This is a genomic window from Cupriavidus sp. USMAHM13 (assembly GCF_001854285.1).
In the GTDB taxonomy this organism is placed as follows: domain Bacteria; phylum Pseudomonadota; class Gammaproteobacteria; order Burkholderiales; family Burkholderiaceae; genus Cupriavidus; species Cupriavidus malaysiensis.
Genome location: NZ_CP017752.1, coordinates 2,540,119 through 2,557,619, shown reverse-complemented (window position 1 = coordinate 2,557,619; position 17,501 = coordinate 2,540,119). Strand labels below are relative to the sequence as shown.

The following is a 17,501-nucleotide window of genomic DNA, read 5'->3' as shown; positions in this document are numbered from 1 at the left end:
TCAGGTGCGCAGCAGCTCCCGCTGGAAGGCCTCGTAGGCGGAAGTGGAAAATCCCTCGCGCCTGACCAGGAAGGTATGGACGGGGCGTACCGGCACGCACTGGAGGGCCGCGGTGTGGCGCTGCAGGTCCAGCAGCGAGCGCGGCACCACGGCGACGGCGGCTCCGGCCGCGACGCTGGCGAGGATGGCGTGATAGGACGGCATCTCGCGCACCGCCAGCCGCTGCCGCAGGTCTTCACCGCCTTCGGCCAGCCACGCTTCCGCGCACAGCCGATAGGTGCAGCCGCGCGCGAAGGCGGCCAGGTGGCGCAGTGCCACGTCCTCCGGCCGGCGTACCTCCGGGTGGTCGGCCGGCAGCACCAGCACCAGGTCTTCGGTGCACAGGTAGGTGCCGGCCAGGCCTTCGCCCAGTTCGCCGACATCGATGGCGGACGGCACCGCCGTCCCCGGGTGCGCCACCACGGCGCAGTCGAGGCGGTGGGCCAGCACGGCGTCGGCGAGGAAGCGCGAGGTGCCGGTGGCGATCTCCAGCGCCACGTCGGGCCAGGCGTGGTGGTAGCGGCCGAGCGGGCGGGGCAGCAGGGTTGCCGCAGCGCTTTCCATCGATCCGACCCGCAGCGTGCCGCTGGGTGCATCGGCGCGCATCGACTGGCGCGCTTCCTCGGCCAGCGTCAGCATCTGCTCGGCATAGCCCAGCAGGCGGTGGCCCTCGGCAGTCAGGATCATGCGCTTGCTGTCGCGCTGGAACAGCGCCACGCCCAGGCTCTCTTCGAGCTGCTTGACGCGCGTGGTCACGTTTGACTGCACGCGCTCCAGCCGCTTGGCGGCACGGGTGATGCTCTGTTCACGCGCCACGGCGCGGAAGATCTCGAGTTCTGCCAGGTCCACGATGGTGCTTCTCTTTTCGTTCTCGTTATGAGAATGAATATTATTGAAGTATCGTAATAGGAGAACTTAATGTCAAGGTGGAGAAAGCAGCAGGCGCGCAGGGGATGTCGTCGTTCTGGCGGATGCCCGCCCTCTCCCCCAGCCCCTCTCCCGCGGGCGGGAGAGGGGAGTCCGGTTGCCGTCAGGCAGGAGTTGTCGTGCTGGGTGAAGCCGGCGAGATACGCCAACACCGCTGGCCAAGCATGGTGTCTTGGCTCCCTCTCCCCGCGCTCGGAGAGGGTGGGGGAGAGGGGTGGTTTAGCAAGGCGCCACGCAAGAACGAAGCCGTCGGTGTTGTCCAGCGCGTCGTCGCCAGGCATCGGCCGCCAGGCAGAGACCGCGGCGCCTCAGACCGCCGACGTGCCCGCCTGGCCGGCGGCGGCGCCGAACACCGGCGGCGCGGTGACGATCGAGGTCAGCGCCGGCTCGGCCGGCTCGAGCAGTTCGGGGCGGGGCCGCGGGCGGCGCAGCGCCGTGCTGGCGGCGAAGGCCTGTTCCATCGCGTGGGCGACACCGAGCACCTGGCGGTCGGCGCGGAAGCGGCCCACCACCTGCAGGCCGAAGGGCATGCCGGCGTGGTCCAGCCCGCAGGGCAGGCTGATGGCGGGATGGGTGGTCAGGGTGACCACGTAGGTCGGGGCCAGCCAGCGGTAGTAGTTCTCCTGCGGCTCGCCGTTGATGGTCTCGGCGTAGAGCTGGGTCCAGGGGAAGGGCGAGACCGGCGTGGTCGGGGACAGGATCACGTCGTAGTCGGCGAAGGCGGCCTGGAAGCGCTGCAGGATGCGGGTCTGCTCGGCCTGCGCCCAGGCGCTGTCGAGCAGGCTCATGCGGGCGCCCATCTCATAGTTGGCGCGCGTGTTGGGGCCGAGGCTGGCGGGGTCGCGCTCGTAGGCGGCCTGCATGCCGGCGACGAAGCTCTCGGCGCGCAGCACGTCGAAGCAGCGGTGTACCTCGCCCAGGTCGAGCGCGATCTCGTCGCAGCGGCGGAACAGGTGCCGCATGGCGTCGATCTTGGCGCGGAAGGTGCGGCGGATGTCGTCATCGACGGCGCAGGCGCCGAAGTCCTCGGTGTAGGCCACGCGCAGCGAGCCGAGGTCGACCGGCTGCGGCACCAGGAACTCGAGCGGGTCGAGGGCATAGGTGAGCGGGTCGCTGGCCGAGGGGCCGGCGCTGGCGGCCAGTTGCAGGCAGGTGTCGGCGACGGTGCGGCCCATCGGTCCGACCACCGAGATCGGGGTCCAGCCGAGCAGCTTGCGCGAGCTGGGCACGACCCCGGGCGAGGGGCGGAAGCCGACCACGCCGCACTTGGCGGCGGGAATGCGCAGCGAGCCGCCGGTGTCGGAGCCGGTGCAGACCGGCAGCATGTCGCAGGCCAGCGCGGCGGCCGAGCCGCCGGAGGAGCCGCCGGCATTCAGGTTGGGGTTGAAGGGGTTGCCGGTGGCGCCCCACACCACATTGCGCGAATTGGCGCCGGCGCCCATTTCCGGGATGTTGGTCTTGCCGGTGACGATGGCGCCGGCGGCGCGCAGGCGCGCCACCAGCACGTTGTCCGCGGCGGGCACGTGGTCGCGGTAGAGCGCCGAGCCATAGGTGGTCAGCAGGCCGGCGGTGGCCTCGAGGTCCTTGACCCCCAGCGGCAGGCCGTGCAGCAGGCCGAGGGGCGCGCCGTCCAGCACCGCGCGTTCCGCCGCGCGCGCTTCCTCGCGGGCACGTTCGTAGCAGGTGGCGGTGATGGCGTTGACGAGCGGATTGACGGCCTCGATGCGGGCGATGCAGGCCTCCAGCAGCTCGACCGGCGAGATCTGCTTGCTGCCGATCAGGCGGCGCAGTTCGATCGCGGACAGCGCGGGCAGGCTTGGGTCGGAAGACATGGAATTGGGCTCCGGAGTGTCAGGTCGGGCAAACGGTGCGGCGCGGCGCGAGGCGCCGGCCGGGGGGGCGTCCTAGCGGCTGTGTCCGCGCGCGGCCACCGGCCACAGGCCGGCGACGGTGCCGCCGCGCACCGTTACCAGGGTCTCGTACAGGTTGAGGGTCGGATCGCAATGGCCCGGTACCAGCAGCATCTGCTCGCCCAGGGCAGGCAGCGCGTCGGCGCCGGCGCCGGCGGCAGGGGCCACGATGCCGTGCTCGTCGTTGGCGGCGAGATAGTCGAGGCGGCCGTCGCGGGCCCCGTCTCGCCAGGGCAGCGGCAGGCCGGAGTCGGTCGCCACGGACTTGAGGCCGGCGTCGACGATCACGCGCGGCTCGGCGCGGCTGGCGGCGGCCACGCTCATCACCGTGGCGGCAAGGAAGAGGCTGTGCTCGAAGCGCAGCCCGTCGGCCGCGGCGGCGCCCTGGTTGCGTCCGTAGTCGGCATCCATGAAGACGTAGGAACCCGGCTGCAGTTCGGTGTAGACGCCGCTGGCGAGGTCGAATTCGACGCTGCCGGTGCCGCCGCCGGTGACCACTTCGCTGCGCACGCCCGCGCCCTGCAGGATGCGCAGGGCGGCGGCGGTGCGCTGGGCCGCGCGCGCCGCGGCCTCGCGCCGCTCGCCGTGGCCGCGCAGGTGCTGGATGCCGCCGTGGTAGGCCTGCAGGCCGCGGAACACCAGCTGCGGATGGCGGTCGATGGCCTCCACCAGGCGCAGCGCGGCGGTGCCGTCGGCAACGCCGCAGCGGCCCTGGCCGATGTCGATCTCGACCAGCACGCTGAGGCGGCTGCCGGCAGTGGCACAGGCCTCGGCCAGCGCCTCGACCTGGCGCGCGTCGTCGACGCAGACGCTGAGGTGGGCATGCCGGGCCAGGGCGGCCAGCAGCGCCAGCTTGGACTCGCCCACGACCTGGTTGCTGACGTGGATGTCACGGATGCCGGCGGCGACGAAAGGGAGCGCCTCGCTGACCTTCTGGCAGCAGATCCCGACCGCGCCCCGCGCCACCTGGGCAAGCGCGATGTCGGGACACTTGTGCGCCTTGGCATGCGGGCGCAGTTGCACGCCGGCGCGGTCGCAGGCCGACTGCATGCGTTCGAGGTTGCGCGCGAAGGCATCGAGGTCGAGCACCAGGGCGGGGGTGTCGACGGCGCGGAGCGGCTGGCCGGGCAGGGCCGGTGGCGGCAGCGCGGGCAGCGTGGGCAGCGCGGGCAGCGTTGAGGCGGTGCCGGAGGGATTCGGGGCGGTCGGAAGCGTGGTCATGGGGCAGTCTTGCGCGGCGGGGCGCGCCATGGGCGGCGGCACCGGCCATCATGCGGCGGTGCTGCCGCCGGTGTCAAACCGGGCGGCGGCGGTGCCTTGGACGGTGTGCCGGCGGCGGGCCATGGTGATGTTCGGTCGGCGTGGTTCTGCGGACCTCGGTCAGTCGGCATGGATCTGCGCGCGTTCGGCGATGGCGCGCATGCGCGGCAGCTCGCCGGTGATCAGCGCGGTCACGGCGGCGCCGTCGGCATAGCTGGGCTCGAAGCCGACTCCCACCAGCTTCTCGCGCGTCTCGGGATCGGCCATGGTTTCGGCCAGGGCCTTGCTCAGCCGGGCCTTGACGTCGGCAGGCAGGCCGCGCGGTGCCACCACCGCCAGCCAGGTGTCCATGTCGATGGCGGGGAAGCCGCTTTCGGCCACCGTCGGCACCTGGGGCAGCAGGCTGGAGCGCTTGGCAGTGGTCACGGCGATGGCCTTGACCTTGCCGGAGCGCACCTGCGGGATGGCGGCCGAGACGGTGTCGACGGTGAAGGGGATCTGCCCGCCGATCAGGTCGGTCATGGCCGGCGAGCTGCCGCGGTAGGGCACGTGCAGCATCTTGATGCCGAGGTCGTGCAGCAGCATCTCGCCGGCGAACTGCGCCGTGGTGCCGGTGCCGAAGGAGCCGTAGGAGTACTTGCCCGGCTGCGCCTTGACCGCCGCCACCAGTTGCTTGAGATCGTTGACGGGGACGTCGCGGTTGGCCAGCAGGATCAGGCCGGTGCGCCCGGTCAGGCCGATCGGCTCGAAGCTCTTGAGCGGGTCATAGGGCAGGCGCGGATGGATCGCCGGATTGACGGTGAAAGTGGTGCCCGAGCTGACCAGCAGCGTGTAGCCGTCAGGGGCGGCCTTGGCAACGAAGCCGGCGCCGACGATGGTGCCCGCGCCCGGGCGGTTGTCGACCACCACGGTCTGGCCCAGGCGGTCGCCCAGCTTCTTGGCGAGCAGGCGGCCGATCACGTCGGTGGCGCCACCCGGCGGGAACGGAATCACCATCTGCAGCGGGTGGCTCGGATAGGTGTCGGCCAGTGCCGCGCCGGCGGGCAGGACCAGCGTGGCGGCCGCGAGGCAGGCCGGCATCCAACCCGGATTCGACTTCGACTTCGACTTCGACTTCGCTTTCATCAGTGCTCTCCTGCGTGGCAGTGGCGTGCCGCTGGGGCCCGTCCGCCTGCCGCCTGCTTCGTGGCTTCGTGGTTTGGGGGCGTGGCCGGGTCAGGCCGCTGCGAGTCGGGCTGCCTTGGCAAGGAAGCCCTGGTACTCCTCCGGCGGCACGAACAGGCCGCCGGTGGTCCAGGCCAGGTGGGTGGCGCGTGGCAGCGCGCCGGCCAGGCCATGGTGTTCGAGGTAGGCGCGCCCGGCCGCGCTGCGGCACAGCATGTCGGGGCCGCTGAAGCCGGCCGCGGCCGAGGGCTCGATGTGCAGGCCCTCGCTGGCATCGAGCTGCGCGAGGTGGCGGAACAGGGTCGCATCGGTCACGGTGAAGACGCCCGACAGCAGCGGCGTCATCACCTGGGCGGCCAGTTGCGAGGCGCGCGGCACGGCCAGGCCGTCGGCCTCGGTGCGGTTGTCCAGGCCATAGTCGTAGACCGAGGGATGGCCTTCGCCGGCCAGCATCTGCACCAGGAAACAGGGCGAGCGGACCGGTTCGGCGAAGAAGCAGTGCACGTGCGCGCCGAACAGCTGGCGCAGGCCGAAGGCGATGCCGGCCGGTGCGCCACCGACGCCGCAGGGCAGGTAGACGAACAAGGGGTGGTCGGCGTCGACCGCCACCCCGGCAGCGGCGAGCTGGTCGCGCAGGTGCAGCGCGGCGGCGCTGTAGCCCAGCAGCAAGGACAGCGAGCGCTCGTCGTCGACGAAGTAGGCGAAGGGATCGGCCGCGGCCTCGCGGCGGCCGGCGGCCACGGCCTGCTCGTAGTCGCCGGGGTGCTCGACCACGCGCACGCCGCGGCGGCGCAGCCGCTCCTGCTTCCACGGCTTGGCGTCGGACGACATATGCACCTCGGCCCGGAAGCCGAGCGCCGAGGCCATGACGCCGATGCTGAGGCCGAGGTTGCCGGTGGAACCCACCGCGACGCGGTAGCGGCCGAAGATCTCGCGCGCTGCCGGGCCGGCCAGGCGCAGGTAGTCGCTGGCGCCATCGGTACGATCGCTGCCGCCGGCGCCGGGCAGGCCATGTTCGCGCGCCAGGCGCTCGGTGAACTCCAGCACCTCGTGGATGCCGCCGCGCGCCTTGATCGAGCCGGCCACCGGCAGGCTGTGGTCGGCCTTGAGCCAGAGCGCGCCGAGCGCCGGTTCCAGTCGCAGGGCCTGCTGCATGGCCGGCGCGCGCTGCAGGGCCGATTCGATGATGCCGCCGCTGGCCTGCAGTTCCGGGAACAGCTGTGCCAGCAGCGGGGCGAAGCGGGTGAAGCGGTCGCGGGCGGCTTCAATATCAGCCAGACTAATGTGCTCGCTGCCGGCGGCGAGCGCGGCGGGCGGCACGTCCTGGCGTGCGGGGTTGGTCCAGAGGACCGGCTCCGCAGCCCGCAGGTGGTCCGAAAGGTCCAGGGCCCTCGTGTCGGAGAGGGGGGCGGCGGCGGTGGTCGGGGTCATCTGGGAATCTGGCGTACAAACAGTCATGTCTGGCATTGTTGGCGGCGCCAGGCCCGGTGACAATCCATTTATACTGATTCGGTCATTAGTCAGACTAATTCCGATGCACGGATTTGACGCATGAGTGCGATGCTCTCCTCCTCGCTGCTGAGCTGGTTGCGCTGCTTCGAGGCCGCCGCCCGCCATTGCAGCTTCACCCAGGCCGCCGGCGAGCTGTGCGTGACGCAGGGGGCGGTCAGCCAGCAGATCAAGCAGCTCGAACAGTGGCTGCAGCGCCCCCTGTTCCTGCGCACGCCGCGCGCGCTGGTGCTGACGCCGGAAGGCGAGCGGCTGCGCTTCGTGCTGCGGGAGTCCTTCCAGGCCATCGAGAGCACGCTGACGCAGTTGCGCAGGACGCGCGCGCCCGGGCCGCTGGCGCTGAGCTGCGCGCCGTCCTTCGCCATGCGCTGGCTGACGCCGCGGCTGGGCGAGTTCTTCCGCGAGCACCCCGAGGTGGGCCTGCGCGTCTACGGCGAATTCCACGCGCTCGACCGCGCGCGCATGGTGCGCGACGGCATCGATGCCGGCGTGCGCTTCGACCTGGGCGGCTACGCCGACCTCAAGGCCAGTGTCTTCCTGGAAGAATGGCTGCTGCCGGTGGCCAGCCCCGCCTTCCTTGCCGCGCACCCGCGGCTGCGCTCGCCGCGCGACCTGGAGGCCGGCTGGCTGCTGCATGACAGCAGCCCCTGGGATGGCGCCGACGAGTTCGCCGAGTGGCGCCACTGGCTGGCCGAGGCCGGCGTCACCGTGCCGGGCCTGGAACAGGGGCAGCGCTTCAACCTGTCGCAGCTGGCGGTGGGCGCGGCGCTGGCCGGCCAGGGCATCGCCATGGGCCGCTCCGCGCTGGTGCTGGAAGACATCGAGGCCGGCCGGCTGGTCGACCTGTTCGGGCTGCATGTGCGCTCGCAGGCCTCCTATGTGTTCGTCTCGGCCCACGGGCAGACCCCGGATATCGCCAAGGTCGAGGACTGGCTGGTGGGCGAAGGCGCGCGCTTCGACGCGGCCAGGGCACGCCTGCTGGCGGCGACACGGCGCTCCGGCTGAAGGGGAGCGGACCGCGCGCGAGGCTCCTCAACGGCCGGCCGTCGCCACGGGCGGGGCCGTGCTTGCGGTGTCCTTGGCGCCCCCACCATCCTCAGCATCCTTGGCGCCCGCCCCGCCCCAGCCGCCGCCGAGCGCCTTGACCAGCATCACGCTGGCCACCAGGCGCCGGCGCCGCACGGCTTCCTCGGCGCGGGCGCTGGCCAGGGCATTGCTCTCGAGCACGCTGACATCCAGGTAGGCGACCGCGCCCTTGCGGTAGCGTTCCAGTCCTTGCGCCAGGGCCAGTTCGGAAGCTTCGGTGGCGGCACGCTGGCTGGCGGCTTCTTCTCCCAGCGCCGACAGGGCGGCGAAGTTGTCCTCGACGTCCTGGAAGGCGCGCAGCACGGTGGCGCGATAGTCGGCGGCGCTGGCGTCGAAGCGGGCGCGCGCGCTGTCCGCCAGGGCGTGCCGGCGTCCGCCGTCGAACACGGTGCCGGCCAGCGCCGGCCCGAGCGCCCAGAAGCGGCTGGGCGCGCTCAGCCAGCCGGCCAGGCTGGTGCTCTCCAGGCCGAGGCCGGCGGACAGCATCAGGCTGGGGAAGAAGGCCGCGCGGGCCACGCCGACCTGCGCATTGGCAGCCGCCACACGGCGCTCGGCGGCGGCGATGTCGGGGCGCCGCCGCAACAGTTGCGAGGGCACGGCCGAGGGCAAGGGCGGCAGCGGCGGTGCCGCCGCCACCTGCGGCGCCAGCGTGAAGCGCGCCGGCGGCACGCCCAGCAGGGTGGCGATGGCGTGCTCGAGCTGGGTGCGTGTCAGCCGTACCTCGGCAAGCTGGGCCTTGGCGTTCTCCAGCTGGGCGCGCGCCTGCGCCACTTCGCCTTCGGTGGCGATGCCGCCGCGCCAGCGGTTGCCGACCAGCTCCAGTACCGTCGCGTCGCTGTCGACCGTGCGCGCCAGCAGGTCGCGCTCGCGCTCGGCAGAGCGCAGGCTGAAGTAGTCCGCCGCCAGTTCGGCCTGCAGGCTCAGGCGCATGGCGGCGACGTCATCGGCACTGGCCTCGGCGCCGGCCTGCGCGGCATCGACGCTGTTGCTGACGCGTTGCCAGAGGTCCGGCTCCCAGGTGGCGCTGAGGCCCAGCAGGTGGTCGGGCTCGGTCTTGCCGGCCAGCGAGCGGCCGACCACATTGGCCGAGACGTGGCTGCTGCCGCCGCTGGCGCCGGCGACCAGGGTGGGAAAGTAGGCGGCGCGCGCGGCGCGGGTCTGGGCGCGGGCGTCGTCGAGCAGCGCCCGGGACTTGCGCAGGGTCTGGCTGGTGGCGTCGAGCCGGGGCATCAGCGCGTCCAGGGTGGTGTCGCCATAGGCGCGCCACCACTGCGGGGACGGCGCGGCCGCAGCGTCGGCTGGCGCCGCGCCGGCTTCCTTGAAGGCCGGCGGCAGGTCGACCCCGGGCACGCTGTAGGGCGGTGCGGTGGCGCACCCGGCCAGGTTGCCGAGCGCGGCGAATGCGAAGAGGGTGAACAGGGTGAACAGGGTGCGGCGGCCGCAGGGGGTGGCGCGCAGGGACTGCGGGCGTGACGCGCGCGGGCCGCTAGGGCTAGGGGAGGCGCCCGCATGGCTGGTGCGGCGGCCTGGGGGCGAGGCTGGGAAACGGCAGGTGTCGTCTGGCATGGCGCGCAATCCCTCGTTCACTGGTCGCCGCGGCTCGCCACGAGCCGGACATGCGCGCCGGCCATCAGGCCGTCGCCCGGGTTGGCCACGACCTGTTCGCCACCCTGCAGCCCGCTGGCGATCTCGACATGCGAGCCGAAGTCGCGCCCGAGCGTGACGGGGCGCAGCTCGATCGTGCCGGCCGCACCGACCACCGCCACGCGCGGGCCCTGCGCGCGGAACAGCAGGGTGCTGGCGGGCAGGTCCCAGCCCGCCTGGGCGACCGGCGCGCTCAGATGCGCTTCGGCGTAGGCGCCGGGCAGGATGCGCCCGCCGGCGCTGGCGGCCTCCAGCTCGACACGCAGGCTGCGGGTGCCGGCATCGATGGCCCCGGCGCTGCGCGTCACCGTGGCTGCGAAGCGCTGGCCGGGGTACTGCGGCAGCGACAGCCAGGCCGGCATGCCGGGCGTGACCAGCACGCTGTCGTCCTGCGGCACCTGGATATAGATGCGCAGCTTGTCGCCGGCCGACAGGTGGAACAGCTCCTTGCCGGGGCCACCGTTGCCGCCGGCGTCGACCAGGGCGCCGGTGTCGACGTTGCGCGCTGTCACCACGCCGTCGAAGGGCGCGACGATCCGGGTGTAGGCGGCCTGCTGCGCCAGGCGCGCGACATTGGAGCGGGCCGAGGCCAGCGCGGCTGCCTTGGCCTGCATGTCGGCGCTCTTCTGGTCGGCCTCCTGCTGCGCCACCGAGCGCGAGCGCAGCAGGTCCTGCCAGCGTTCGGCGGTGCGCCGGGCCAGGTCGTAGTTGGCGGCCGCGACGGCTTCCTCGGCGCGCGCCTGGCGCAGCTGGTCGCTGATCTCGGGGGCGTCGATCTCGGCCAGCAGCTGGCCCTGGCGCACCGGCGTGCCGATATCGGCAACCCAGCGGCGCAGGTAGCCGCTGACGCGCGCATAGACCGGCGCGTCCTGGTAGGCACGGACATCGGCCGGCAGCACCAGTTCGGTCTGTGCGCTGGCGCGCCGCGGCCGCACCGTGGCCACGGCGGGCAGGCTGCCGTCGGCGCTGCTGTGCGCCAGCGCGGCGCGTGCCTGCAGGCGCGGATAGATGCCGGCCGCCAGCATGGCCGCGACCGCGGCCAGGGCCAGGCAGGCAGCCTGCCCGCGGCGTGGGCGGCGCGTTCCGGTGGCGGCTGGCGTGGCCGCCGGTGCGGCGGGCAGGGCAGGAGGCGTGGGAGGGTTGGGCGGAAGTCGGGTCATGCCTGGCCTCGGGAAGTCGGGGTCGGAGTCGGGGGGAGGTCGGGGAGCGTCGCGGCGGCCGGGCGGCGCCGCGCCAGCCAGCGGTGCAGCAGGGCGAACAGCGCGGGCACCAGCACCAGCGTGCTGACCGTGCCGGCCGCGAGGCCGCCGACCACGGCGCGGCCGAGCGGCGCGTTCTGGGCGCCGGCGGCACCGGCGCCGAGCGCCATCGGCAACATGCCGATCAGCATGGCCAGGGCGGTCATCAGGACCGGGCGGAAGCGGCCGGCGCCGGCCTGCAGCGCGGCCTCGGCGGGCGCCACGCCAGCGGCCAGGCGCTCGCGCGCCAGGCTGACCACCAGGATGCTGTTGGCGGTGGCGATGCCGATGCACATGATGGCGCCGGTCAAGGCCGGCACGCTGATGGTGGTGTGGGTGGCGAACAGCATCCAGGCCATGCCGGCCAGTGCGCCGGGCAGCCCGCCGAGGATGACCAGGGGGTCGAGCCAGGACTGGAAGTTGACCACCATCAGCAGGTAGACCAGCACCACGGCGATGGCCATGCCGGCCGCCAGTCCGGCAAAGGAAGACTGCATGGTCTGCACCTGGCCGCGCACCACCAGCTCGGAGCCGGGCGGCAGTTCCCGCCGCGCCTCGTCGACCAGGCGGCCGATGTCGTCCGCTACCGCGCCCAGATCGCGCCCGCGCACCGAGCCGAAGATATCGATGACCGGCTGCACGTTGTAGTGCGATACCACGCCCTGCTGGCTGCCGCGCACCACGCTGCCGAAGGTGCCCAGCAGCGCGCCGGCGCCCGGCGCGGCGCTGCTGCCGGTCAGGCCGGGGAGGCCGGCGCCGAGCGGGATATTGTCCAGCGCCTGCAGCGAACCCATGGCGTACTGCGGCACCGACACCATCAGCGGATAGCTGACGCCGTTGCGGGGATTGAGCCAGAAGTTGGGCGTGGTCTGGCTGCTGCCGGACAGCGAGATCAGCAGGTTCTGCGCGACTTCGCGCTGCGACAGGCCGGCCTGCAGCGCGCGCGTGCGGTCGACCTGCACGGTCAGGGCGGGCTGGTCGTCGGGCTGCTGCAGGTGTACGTCGACCAGGCCGGGCACGCCGTGCAGGCGGGCGGCGAGCTTGCCGGCCAGCGCCCGGTTGGCCTCCAGCTTGTCGCCCACGACCTGGATGTCGATCGGGGCCGGCAGGCCGAAGTTGAGGATCTGGCTGATGATGTCCGCCGGCAGGAAAGAGAAGCTGATGCCGGGGAAGGCGGCCGGCAGCAGCGCGGCGAGGCGCGCGCTTTCGTGCGCGGCGGAGGCGCCGGCCTTGAGCGAGACCAGGATCTCGGCGTCGGCGCTGCCGATCGGCAGCGCCGAGTCGTAGGTCAGGTTGATGCCGCTGACCGGCAGGCCGATGTTGTCGAGGATGCCGGCCACCTGCGCGGGGCCGATGGCGGCGCGGATGCGGCCTTCGACGGCGTCGGCCAGGCGCGCCGTTTCCTCGATGCGGGTGCCGGTGCGGGCGCGCATGTGCAGGCGGATCTCGCTGCCGTCCACGGCGGGGAAGAAGTCGCGGCCGAGCCAGGGCAGCAGCGCCAGCGAGGCCAGGCAGGCGGCCAGGCACAGCGCGGCCAGGCGGCGCGGCCGCCGCAGCGCGTGGCCGAGCCAGCCGGCATAGGCGTCGCGCAGCGCGCAGAAGGCCGCCTCGAAGCGCGCCTGCAGCGCGGCGCAGCGGCGCTGCCAGGCGCGTCCCGGCGCGCTGCCCTCGGCCCGCAGCAGGTAGTGCGCCAGCGTCGGCACCAGCGTGCGCGAGAAGAAATAGGAGGCCACCATGGCGAACACCACCGCTTCGGCCATCGGCACGAACAGGTAGCGCGCCACCCCGCTCAGCAGGAACATCGGCAGGAACACGATGCAGATGGCCAGCGTGGAGACCAGGGTGGGCAGGGCGATCTGCGCGGACCCTTCCAGGATGGCCGCCTCCAGCGGCTTGCCCAGCTCGCGATGGTGGGTGATGTTCTCGATCGCCACGGTGGCGTCGTCGACCAGCACGCCGACCGCCAGCGCCAGCCCGCCCAGGGTCATGATGTTGAGCGTCTGCCCGAGCGCCGACAGCGCCATCAGCGAGGCCAGCACGGACAGCGGGATCGATACCGCGATGATCAGCGTGGCGCGCCAGCTGCCGAGGAAGAGCAGGATCATGCAGGCGGTCAGGCAGGCCGCCACCAGGGCCTCGTGCAGCACGCCGTGCACCGCCGCGGTGACGAACACGGACTGGTCGGAAACCGGCTGCACGCGCAGCGCGGCCGGCAGCCCGGCGGTGATGCGCGGCAGCATGGCCTTGACCTGCGCGACGATGGACAGGGTCGAGGCATTGCCGCTCTTCTCGATCTCGAGCAGGGCGGCGCGCTTGCCGTCGCGCCGTACCACGTTGGCCTGGGGCGCGTAGCCGTCGCGCACCTGGGCCACGTCGCGCACGTAGACCACGCCGCCGGGACCGCTGCGGACCGGCAGGTCGTTGAGCGCGGCCACGGTGCCGGGGCTGCCGTTCAGGTCCACGCGGTATTCGAGCGCGCCGATCTTGGCGGTGCCCCCGGGCAGCACCAGGTTCTGGGCGTTGACGGCATTGACCACGTCGAGCGGCGACAAGCCGCGCGCCTGCAGCGCGCGCGTGTCGAGGTCCACCATCACCTGGCGTACCTTGCCGCCGTAGGGCAGCGGCACGGCGGCGCCCTGCACGGTGGCGAGCCGGGTGCGGATGAAGTTGTTGCCGAGGTCGTAGAGCTGCTGCTCCGGCAGGCTGTCGCTGGACAGCGCCAGGCGCAGGATCGGCACCGTCGACGCGCTGTAGCTGAGGATCAGCGGCGGCGTGGTGCCCGGCGGCATGTTGCGCAGCATCGACTGGGCGCCGGACGAGGTCTCGGCGATGGCGCGGTTGATGTCGGCGCCGGGATGGAAGAAGATCTTGATCACCGCGACCCCGGCCAGCGATTGCGACTCGATGTGCTCGATATCGTCCACGCTGTTGGTCAGCGAGCGCTCGTAGCCGGTCACGATGCGGTGCGCCATGTCCTCGGCCGACAGGCCGTTGTAGGTCCAGACGACGCTGACCACCGGGATGTCGATGGCGGGAAAGATGTCGGTGGGCGTGCGCATCAGCACCAGCGGGCCGGCCAGCAGCAGGCACAGCGCCAGCACGACGAAGGTGTAGGGGCGGCTCAGCGCGAGCCTGACGATCCACATGGACGGGTTCTCCGGCTGGCGGCGGGCCGGGCGCGGCGGGCGCCGCGCGCCATCCGTGCCCCGGCCCGACCGCGGGCATTGGTTCGGAGCCGATTCTAGGAAGGGGTGGGGGCCGGAAAGCCTGACGATCGCATTACAGAATTGTCATTTCCGCCCCCGGCGGACGCCGCTATCATCGGCGCAGGCGGTGCGCGGTGCACCGCCCGCGCGGTGCGCGCGACATGAGGCAGTGACGAGGCAAGCCATGAAGATCCTGGTGGTGGAGGACGAACCCAAGACGGGGGAATACCTGCGCAAGGGACTGAGCGAGTCGTCCTTCGTGGTCGACCTGGCGGTGACCGGCCGGGATGGCCTGCACCAGGCGCTGGAAGGCGACTACGACCTGGTCATCCTCGACGTGATGCTGCCCGGCCTGAGCGGCTGGGAGGTGCTCAAGGGCCTGCGCGAGCGCAAGGACACCCCGGTGCTGTTCCTGACCGCGCGCGACGAGGTGGAGGACCGCGTGCGCGGGCTGGAACTCGGCGGCGACGACTACCTGGCCAAGCCCTTCGCCTTCGTCGAGCTGCTGGCGCGGGTGCGCACGCTGCTGCGGCGCGGGCCGGTGCGCGAGGCCGAGCGCATCGAGATCGAGGACCTCGAGATCGACCTGATCCGCCACCGCGTGACACGCGCCGGCCGGCGCATCGACCTGACGCCGCGCGAGTTCTCGCTGCTGCATTTCCTCGCCCGCCGCCAGACCGAGGTGCTGAGCCGCACCCAGATCGCCTCCCATGTGTGGGACATGAACTTCGACAGCGACACCAATGTGGTCGACGTGGCGGTGCGCCGGCTGCGCGCCAAGATGGACGACGATTTCCAGCCCAAGCTGATCCACACCGTGCGCGGCATGGGCTACGTGCTGGAGAGCCGGCGGCACTGATGCGCAGCCTGTCCCTGACCACCCGCCTGGCGCTGGCCTTCGGCCTCGTCGCCGCCCTGGTGTTCGGCGGCGCCGGCACCTACCTGTACCGCGCGCTGGCGACCCAGGTGATCGAGCGCGACGATGCCGAGCTGCTGCGCAAGGCCGAGCGGGTGCGCCGCGAGGTCGCGGCGCAGGACGGCATCGACTGGCAGGAACTGCGGGGCGTGGTGTCCGGTAACGACGAGTTCGGGCTGCTGGTGCGCGATGCCGCCAGCACCACGCTGCTGCGCGCCGACGCGGCTGGCAGCGGCTCGGGCGACGGCGCATTGCCCGCCGTGCCGCCGCTGGCGGCCGACGCCATGCTCGGGGCGGCCGCCATCCGGGGCTGGACCGACGCGCGCGGCTACCCGGTGCGCGGCGTGCGCGCGCTGGCGCGCGACGGCCACGGCCGCATGCTGGACTATTTCCTCTACCAGACCGGTGCGGCGCGCGCCCAGCTCATGCGGGCCTACCGCGCCCGGCTGCTGCTGACCGGGCTGGTCGGCTCGCTGGCGGTGGCCGCGCTGGGCTACCTGGCCCTGCGCGCGGCCATGGCGCCGCTGCGCCGCATCGCGGCCGGCGCCTCCGACGTCACCGTGCGCCACCTCGCGCTGCCGCTGGATCCCGCCCGGCTGCCGCCCGAGCTGCGTGAGCTGGCCGCCGCGCTGCAGCAGATGATGGACCGCCTGCGCGACGGCTTCGAACGCCTCAGCCAGTTCTCCGCCGACCTGGCCCACGATTTCCGCACACCGATCGGCAACCTGCTCGGGCAGAGCCAGGTGGCGCTGGCCAGCGAGCGCAGCGTGGAGGAATACCAGGCGCTGCTGGCCTCGAACATCGAAGAGTACGAGCGGCTCGCGCGCATGATCGAGAACATGCTGTTCCTGGCCCGCGCCGAGAACGCGCGCGTGGCGCTCAAGCCGGCCGTGCTGGACCTGGAGCGGGAACTGGCGGGCCTGGGCGACTACTTCGAGGGCCTCGCCGAGGCCGCCGGCGTGGCGCTGGCGGTCGACGGCCGGGGCCAGGTGCTGGCCGATGCGCTGCTGCTGCGCCGCGCGGTCGGCAACCTGCTGGCCAACGCGATCCGCTTCACGCCCGCCGGCGGCACCGTCACGCTGCGCGGGTACGCGGAGCGGCAGGGCAGCGCCATCTCGGTGGCCAACCCGGGCCCGGGCATCGCTTCCGAGCACCTGCCGCGCCTGTTCGACCGCTTCTTCCGCGCGGATCCGGCGCGCGCCAATTCCGGCGAGTCCTCGGGGGTGGGGCTGGCCATCGTCAAGTCCATCATGGACCTGCACGGCGGCAGCGTGGAGGCGGTCTCGCCGCCCGGCGGCATGACGGTGTTCACGCTGCACTTCCCGGCACAAGGGGAGCAGGGGTCCGCATCGCCGGGCAGTTGAAGCGGGGCACCGGACGCGGCGTGTTCCAGCCTGGCGTGGCCAAGGCCCGCTGCAGGAAGGCGGCCAGCGCGGCCGCCGCTGCGCCCATGCCAGCGGCCGGACGCGGCACGCCGAGCGGCTCGGTCGGCCTCGCCCAGATCGACTTCGCGCAGATCGACTTCGCGCAGGTCACCGCTGTCGGGCAGGCGGCCAGCCAGGCCGGCCCAGGCCGGCCAGCAGGAAGGTGACCAGTTCGCGCCGCAGCAGCAGCGAGCCCGTCAGGTTGGCCGAGCGCCGGCCTGGCGCCGCGCGTAGGCCTGCAGGCCGCTGTAGGCCACGCGCAGCAGCGGCGCGTCGACACCGAGGCGCGCGCCGGTGGCGATCATGTCGCCGACGATGGCGTCGGCCTCGATGCGGCGCGCCTGGGTGGCGATATCGCGCATCATCGAGGCCGCCCAGCCCGAGCCCGGTGCCAGCAACTGCGCGCGCATGGCGGCCAGCGCCTCGGGACGCGGCACATGACCGGCGGCGGTGGCGATGGCCACGCATTCGTCGAGCAGGCGGCCTGCCGCCTCGGCGCCATGGTCGGTGCCCATGATCTCGCCGATGGTGGCGCGCAGCAGGGTGGTCACCGCCGCGCCGGCGCAGATCATCACCCATTTCTCCCAGATATCCTGGTCGATCTGCGCGGACAGCAGGCGTGTGCCGGGCGCTTGCGCGGCCAGTGCGTGGAAGCTGGCCGCGGCGGCAGCCTGGGCGTCCGCGCGGGCCCCGACCAGCAGCCGGTCGCCGGGGCTCAGGTGGCGGATGGTGCCGTCGGCGGCGAGCGTGGTGGCGATGTAGGCGACGCCGCCCAGCACGCGCGCCTTGCCGAAGGCCGCGTCGAGGCGCGGGTAGACGGCGCCGCCGTTCAGCAGCGGCAGTACCACCGTGGCCGGGCCGAGTGCCGGGGCGATGGTGGCGATGGCATCGTCGAGATCGAAAGCCTTGCAGGTCAGCAGGACCAGGTCGAAGGCATGCCCGGATTGCGCTACCTGCCCGGCCGGCACGGTCTGCACCGGGCGCGCGATGTTGCCGAGCGGGCTGTGCACGGCCAGGCCGTCGCGGGCGAGCTGGGCGGCGCGGCCGGGACGCACGGCGAAGCGCACGTCGGCGCCGGCCTCCAGCAGGCGCGCGCCGTAGTAGCCGCCCAGTGCGCCGGCGCCGAGGACGAGGATTCTCATGGTGGATGTCTCCGTAGAGGCTGCGGTCGGGATCGG

13 protein-coding genes are annotated in these 17,501 nt (G+C 72.8%); 4 read left to right on the top strand and 9 right to left on the bottom strand.

Annotated features, from left to right (window positions below):
* From BKK81_RS29490 to BKK81_RS29470, 5 genes are all read right to left on the bottom strand, one after another.
* Positions 1-888: a LysR family transcriptional regulator gene (locus BKK81_RS29490; protein WP_071020299.1), complete on the bottom strand. Its 888-nt coding sequence runs from the start codon at positions 886-888 to the stop codon at positions 1-3.
* 386 nt (positions 889-1,274) lie between these two features.
* On the bottom strand, positions 1,275-2,798 hold the full coding sequence (locus BKK81_RS29485) for an amidase (RefSeq protein ID WP_071020296.1): 1,524 nt from the start codon (positions 2,796-2,798) through the stop codon (positions 1,275-1,277).
* 72 nt (positions 2,799-2,870) lie between these two features.
* Positions 2,871-4,097 carry a DSD1 family PLP-dependent enzyme gene (locus BKK81_RS29480; protein WP_083384533.1) on the bottom strand — a complete coding sequence of 409 codons (1,227 nt, stop codon included), beginning with the start codon at positions 4,095-4,097 and terminating at the stop codon, positions 2,871-2,873.
* A 159-nt stretch (positions 4,098-4,256) separates the two neighbouring features.
* The gene (locus BKK81_RS29475) at positions 4,257-5,216 is read right to left on the bottom strand and encodes a Bug family tripartite tricarboxylate transporter substrate binding protein (RefSeq protein WP_071022601.1); all 960 of its coding nucleotides are present in this window, start codon (positions 5,214-5,216) and stop codon (positions 4,257-4,259) included.
* A 135-nt stretch (positions 5,217-5,351) separates the two neighbouring features.
* Positions 5,352-6,731 carry a D-serine ammonia-lyase gene (locus tag BKK81_RS29470; protein WP_442873405.1) on the bottom strand — a complete coding sequence of 460 codons (1,380 nt, stop codon included), beginning with the start codon at positions 6,729-6,731 and terminating at the stop codon, positions 5,352-5,354.
* A gap of 120 nt (positions 6,732-6,851) precedes the next feature.
* Between BKK81_RS29470 and BKK81_RS29465 the strand changes: the two genes are divergently transcribed.
* Positions 6,852-7,814 carry a LysR substrate-binding domain-containing protein gene (locus tag BKK81_RS29465; protein WP_071020289.1) on the top strand — a complete coding sequence of 321 codons (963 nt, stop codon included), beginning with the start codon at positions 6,852-6,854 and terminating at the stop codon, positions 7,812-7,814.
* A gap of 27 nt (positions 7,815-7,841) precedes the next feature.
* On the opposite strand, the gene BKK81_RS29460 is transcribed toward BKK81_RS29465, so the two are convergent.
* The 3 genes from BKK81_RS29460 to BKK81_RS29450 are packed head-to-tail and all read right to left on the bottom strand — an operon-like array spanning position 7,842 to position 13,923.
* Positions 7,842-9,461 carry an efflux transporter outer membrane subunit gene (locus BKK81_RS29460; protein ID WP_083384531.1) on the bottom strand — a complete coding sequence of 540 codons (1,620 nt, stop codon included), beginning with the start codon at positions 9,459-9,461 and terminating at the stop codon, positions 7,842-7,844.
* A gap of 17 nt (positions 9,462-9,478) precedes the next feature.
* A complete protein-coding gene (locus BKK81_RS29455) occupies positions 9,479-10,699 on the bottom strand; it encodes an efflux RND transporter periplasmic adaptor subunit (RefSeq protein ID WP_071020287.1) in 1,221 nt (406 codons plus the stop codon).
* Entirely contained in the window at positions 10,696-13,923 is a 3,228-nt protein-coding gene (locus BKK81_RS29450; protein WP_071020284.1) for an efflux RND transporter permease subunit, read from the bottom strand. Before BKK81_RS29450 ends, BKK81_RS29455 begins: the two co-directional genes overlap by 4 nt.
* A gap of 244 nt (positions 13,924-14,167) precedes the next feature.
* Between BKK81_RS29450 and BKK81_RS29445 the strand changes: the two genes are divergently transcribed.
* The 3 genes from BKK81_RS29445 to BKK81_RS29435 are packed head-to-tail and all read left to right on the top strand — an operon-like array spanning position 14,168 to position 16,490.
* On the top strand, positions 14,168-14,842 hold the full coding sequence (locus tag BKK81_RS29445) for a heavy metal response regulator transcription factor (RefSeq protein WP_071020281.1): 675 nt from the start codon (positions 14,168-14,170) through the stop codon (positions 14,840-14,842).
* Positions 14,842-16,263 (top strand): heavy metal sensor histidine kinase, encoded by a 1,422-nt coding sequence (locus tag BKK81_RS29440; protein ID WP_083384529.1) that lies wholly within the window; start codon positions 14,842-14,844, stop codon positions 16,261-16,263. The genes BKK81_RS29445 and BKK81_RS29440 overlap by 1 nt, the downstream gene beginning before the upstream one ends.
* Positions 16,260-16,490: a hypothetical protein gene (locus BKK81_RS29435; RefSeq protein ID WP_071020278.1), complete on the top strand. Its 231-nt coding sequence runs from the start codon at positions 16,260-16,262 to the stop codon at positions 16,488-16,490. The genes BKK81_RS29440 and BKK81_RS29435 overlap by 4 nt, the downstream gene beginning before the upstream one ends.
* A 30-nt stretch (positions 16,491-16,520) precedes the next feature.
* Here the strand turns inward: BKK81_RS29435 and BKK81_RS29430 are convergent, their stop codons facing one another.
* On the bottom strand, positions 16,521-17,465 hold the full coding sequence (locus BKK81_RS29430) for a 2-dehydropantoate 2-reductase (RefSeq protein WP_071020276.1): 945 nt from the start codon (positions 17,463-17,465) through the stop codon (positions 16,521-16,523).
* Between the last annotated feature and the right edge of the window lie 36 nt (positions 17,466-17,501).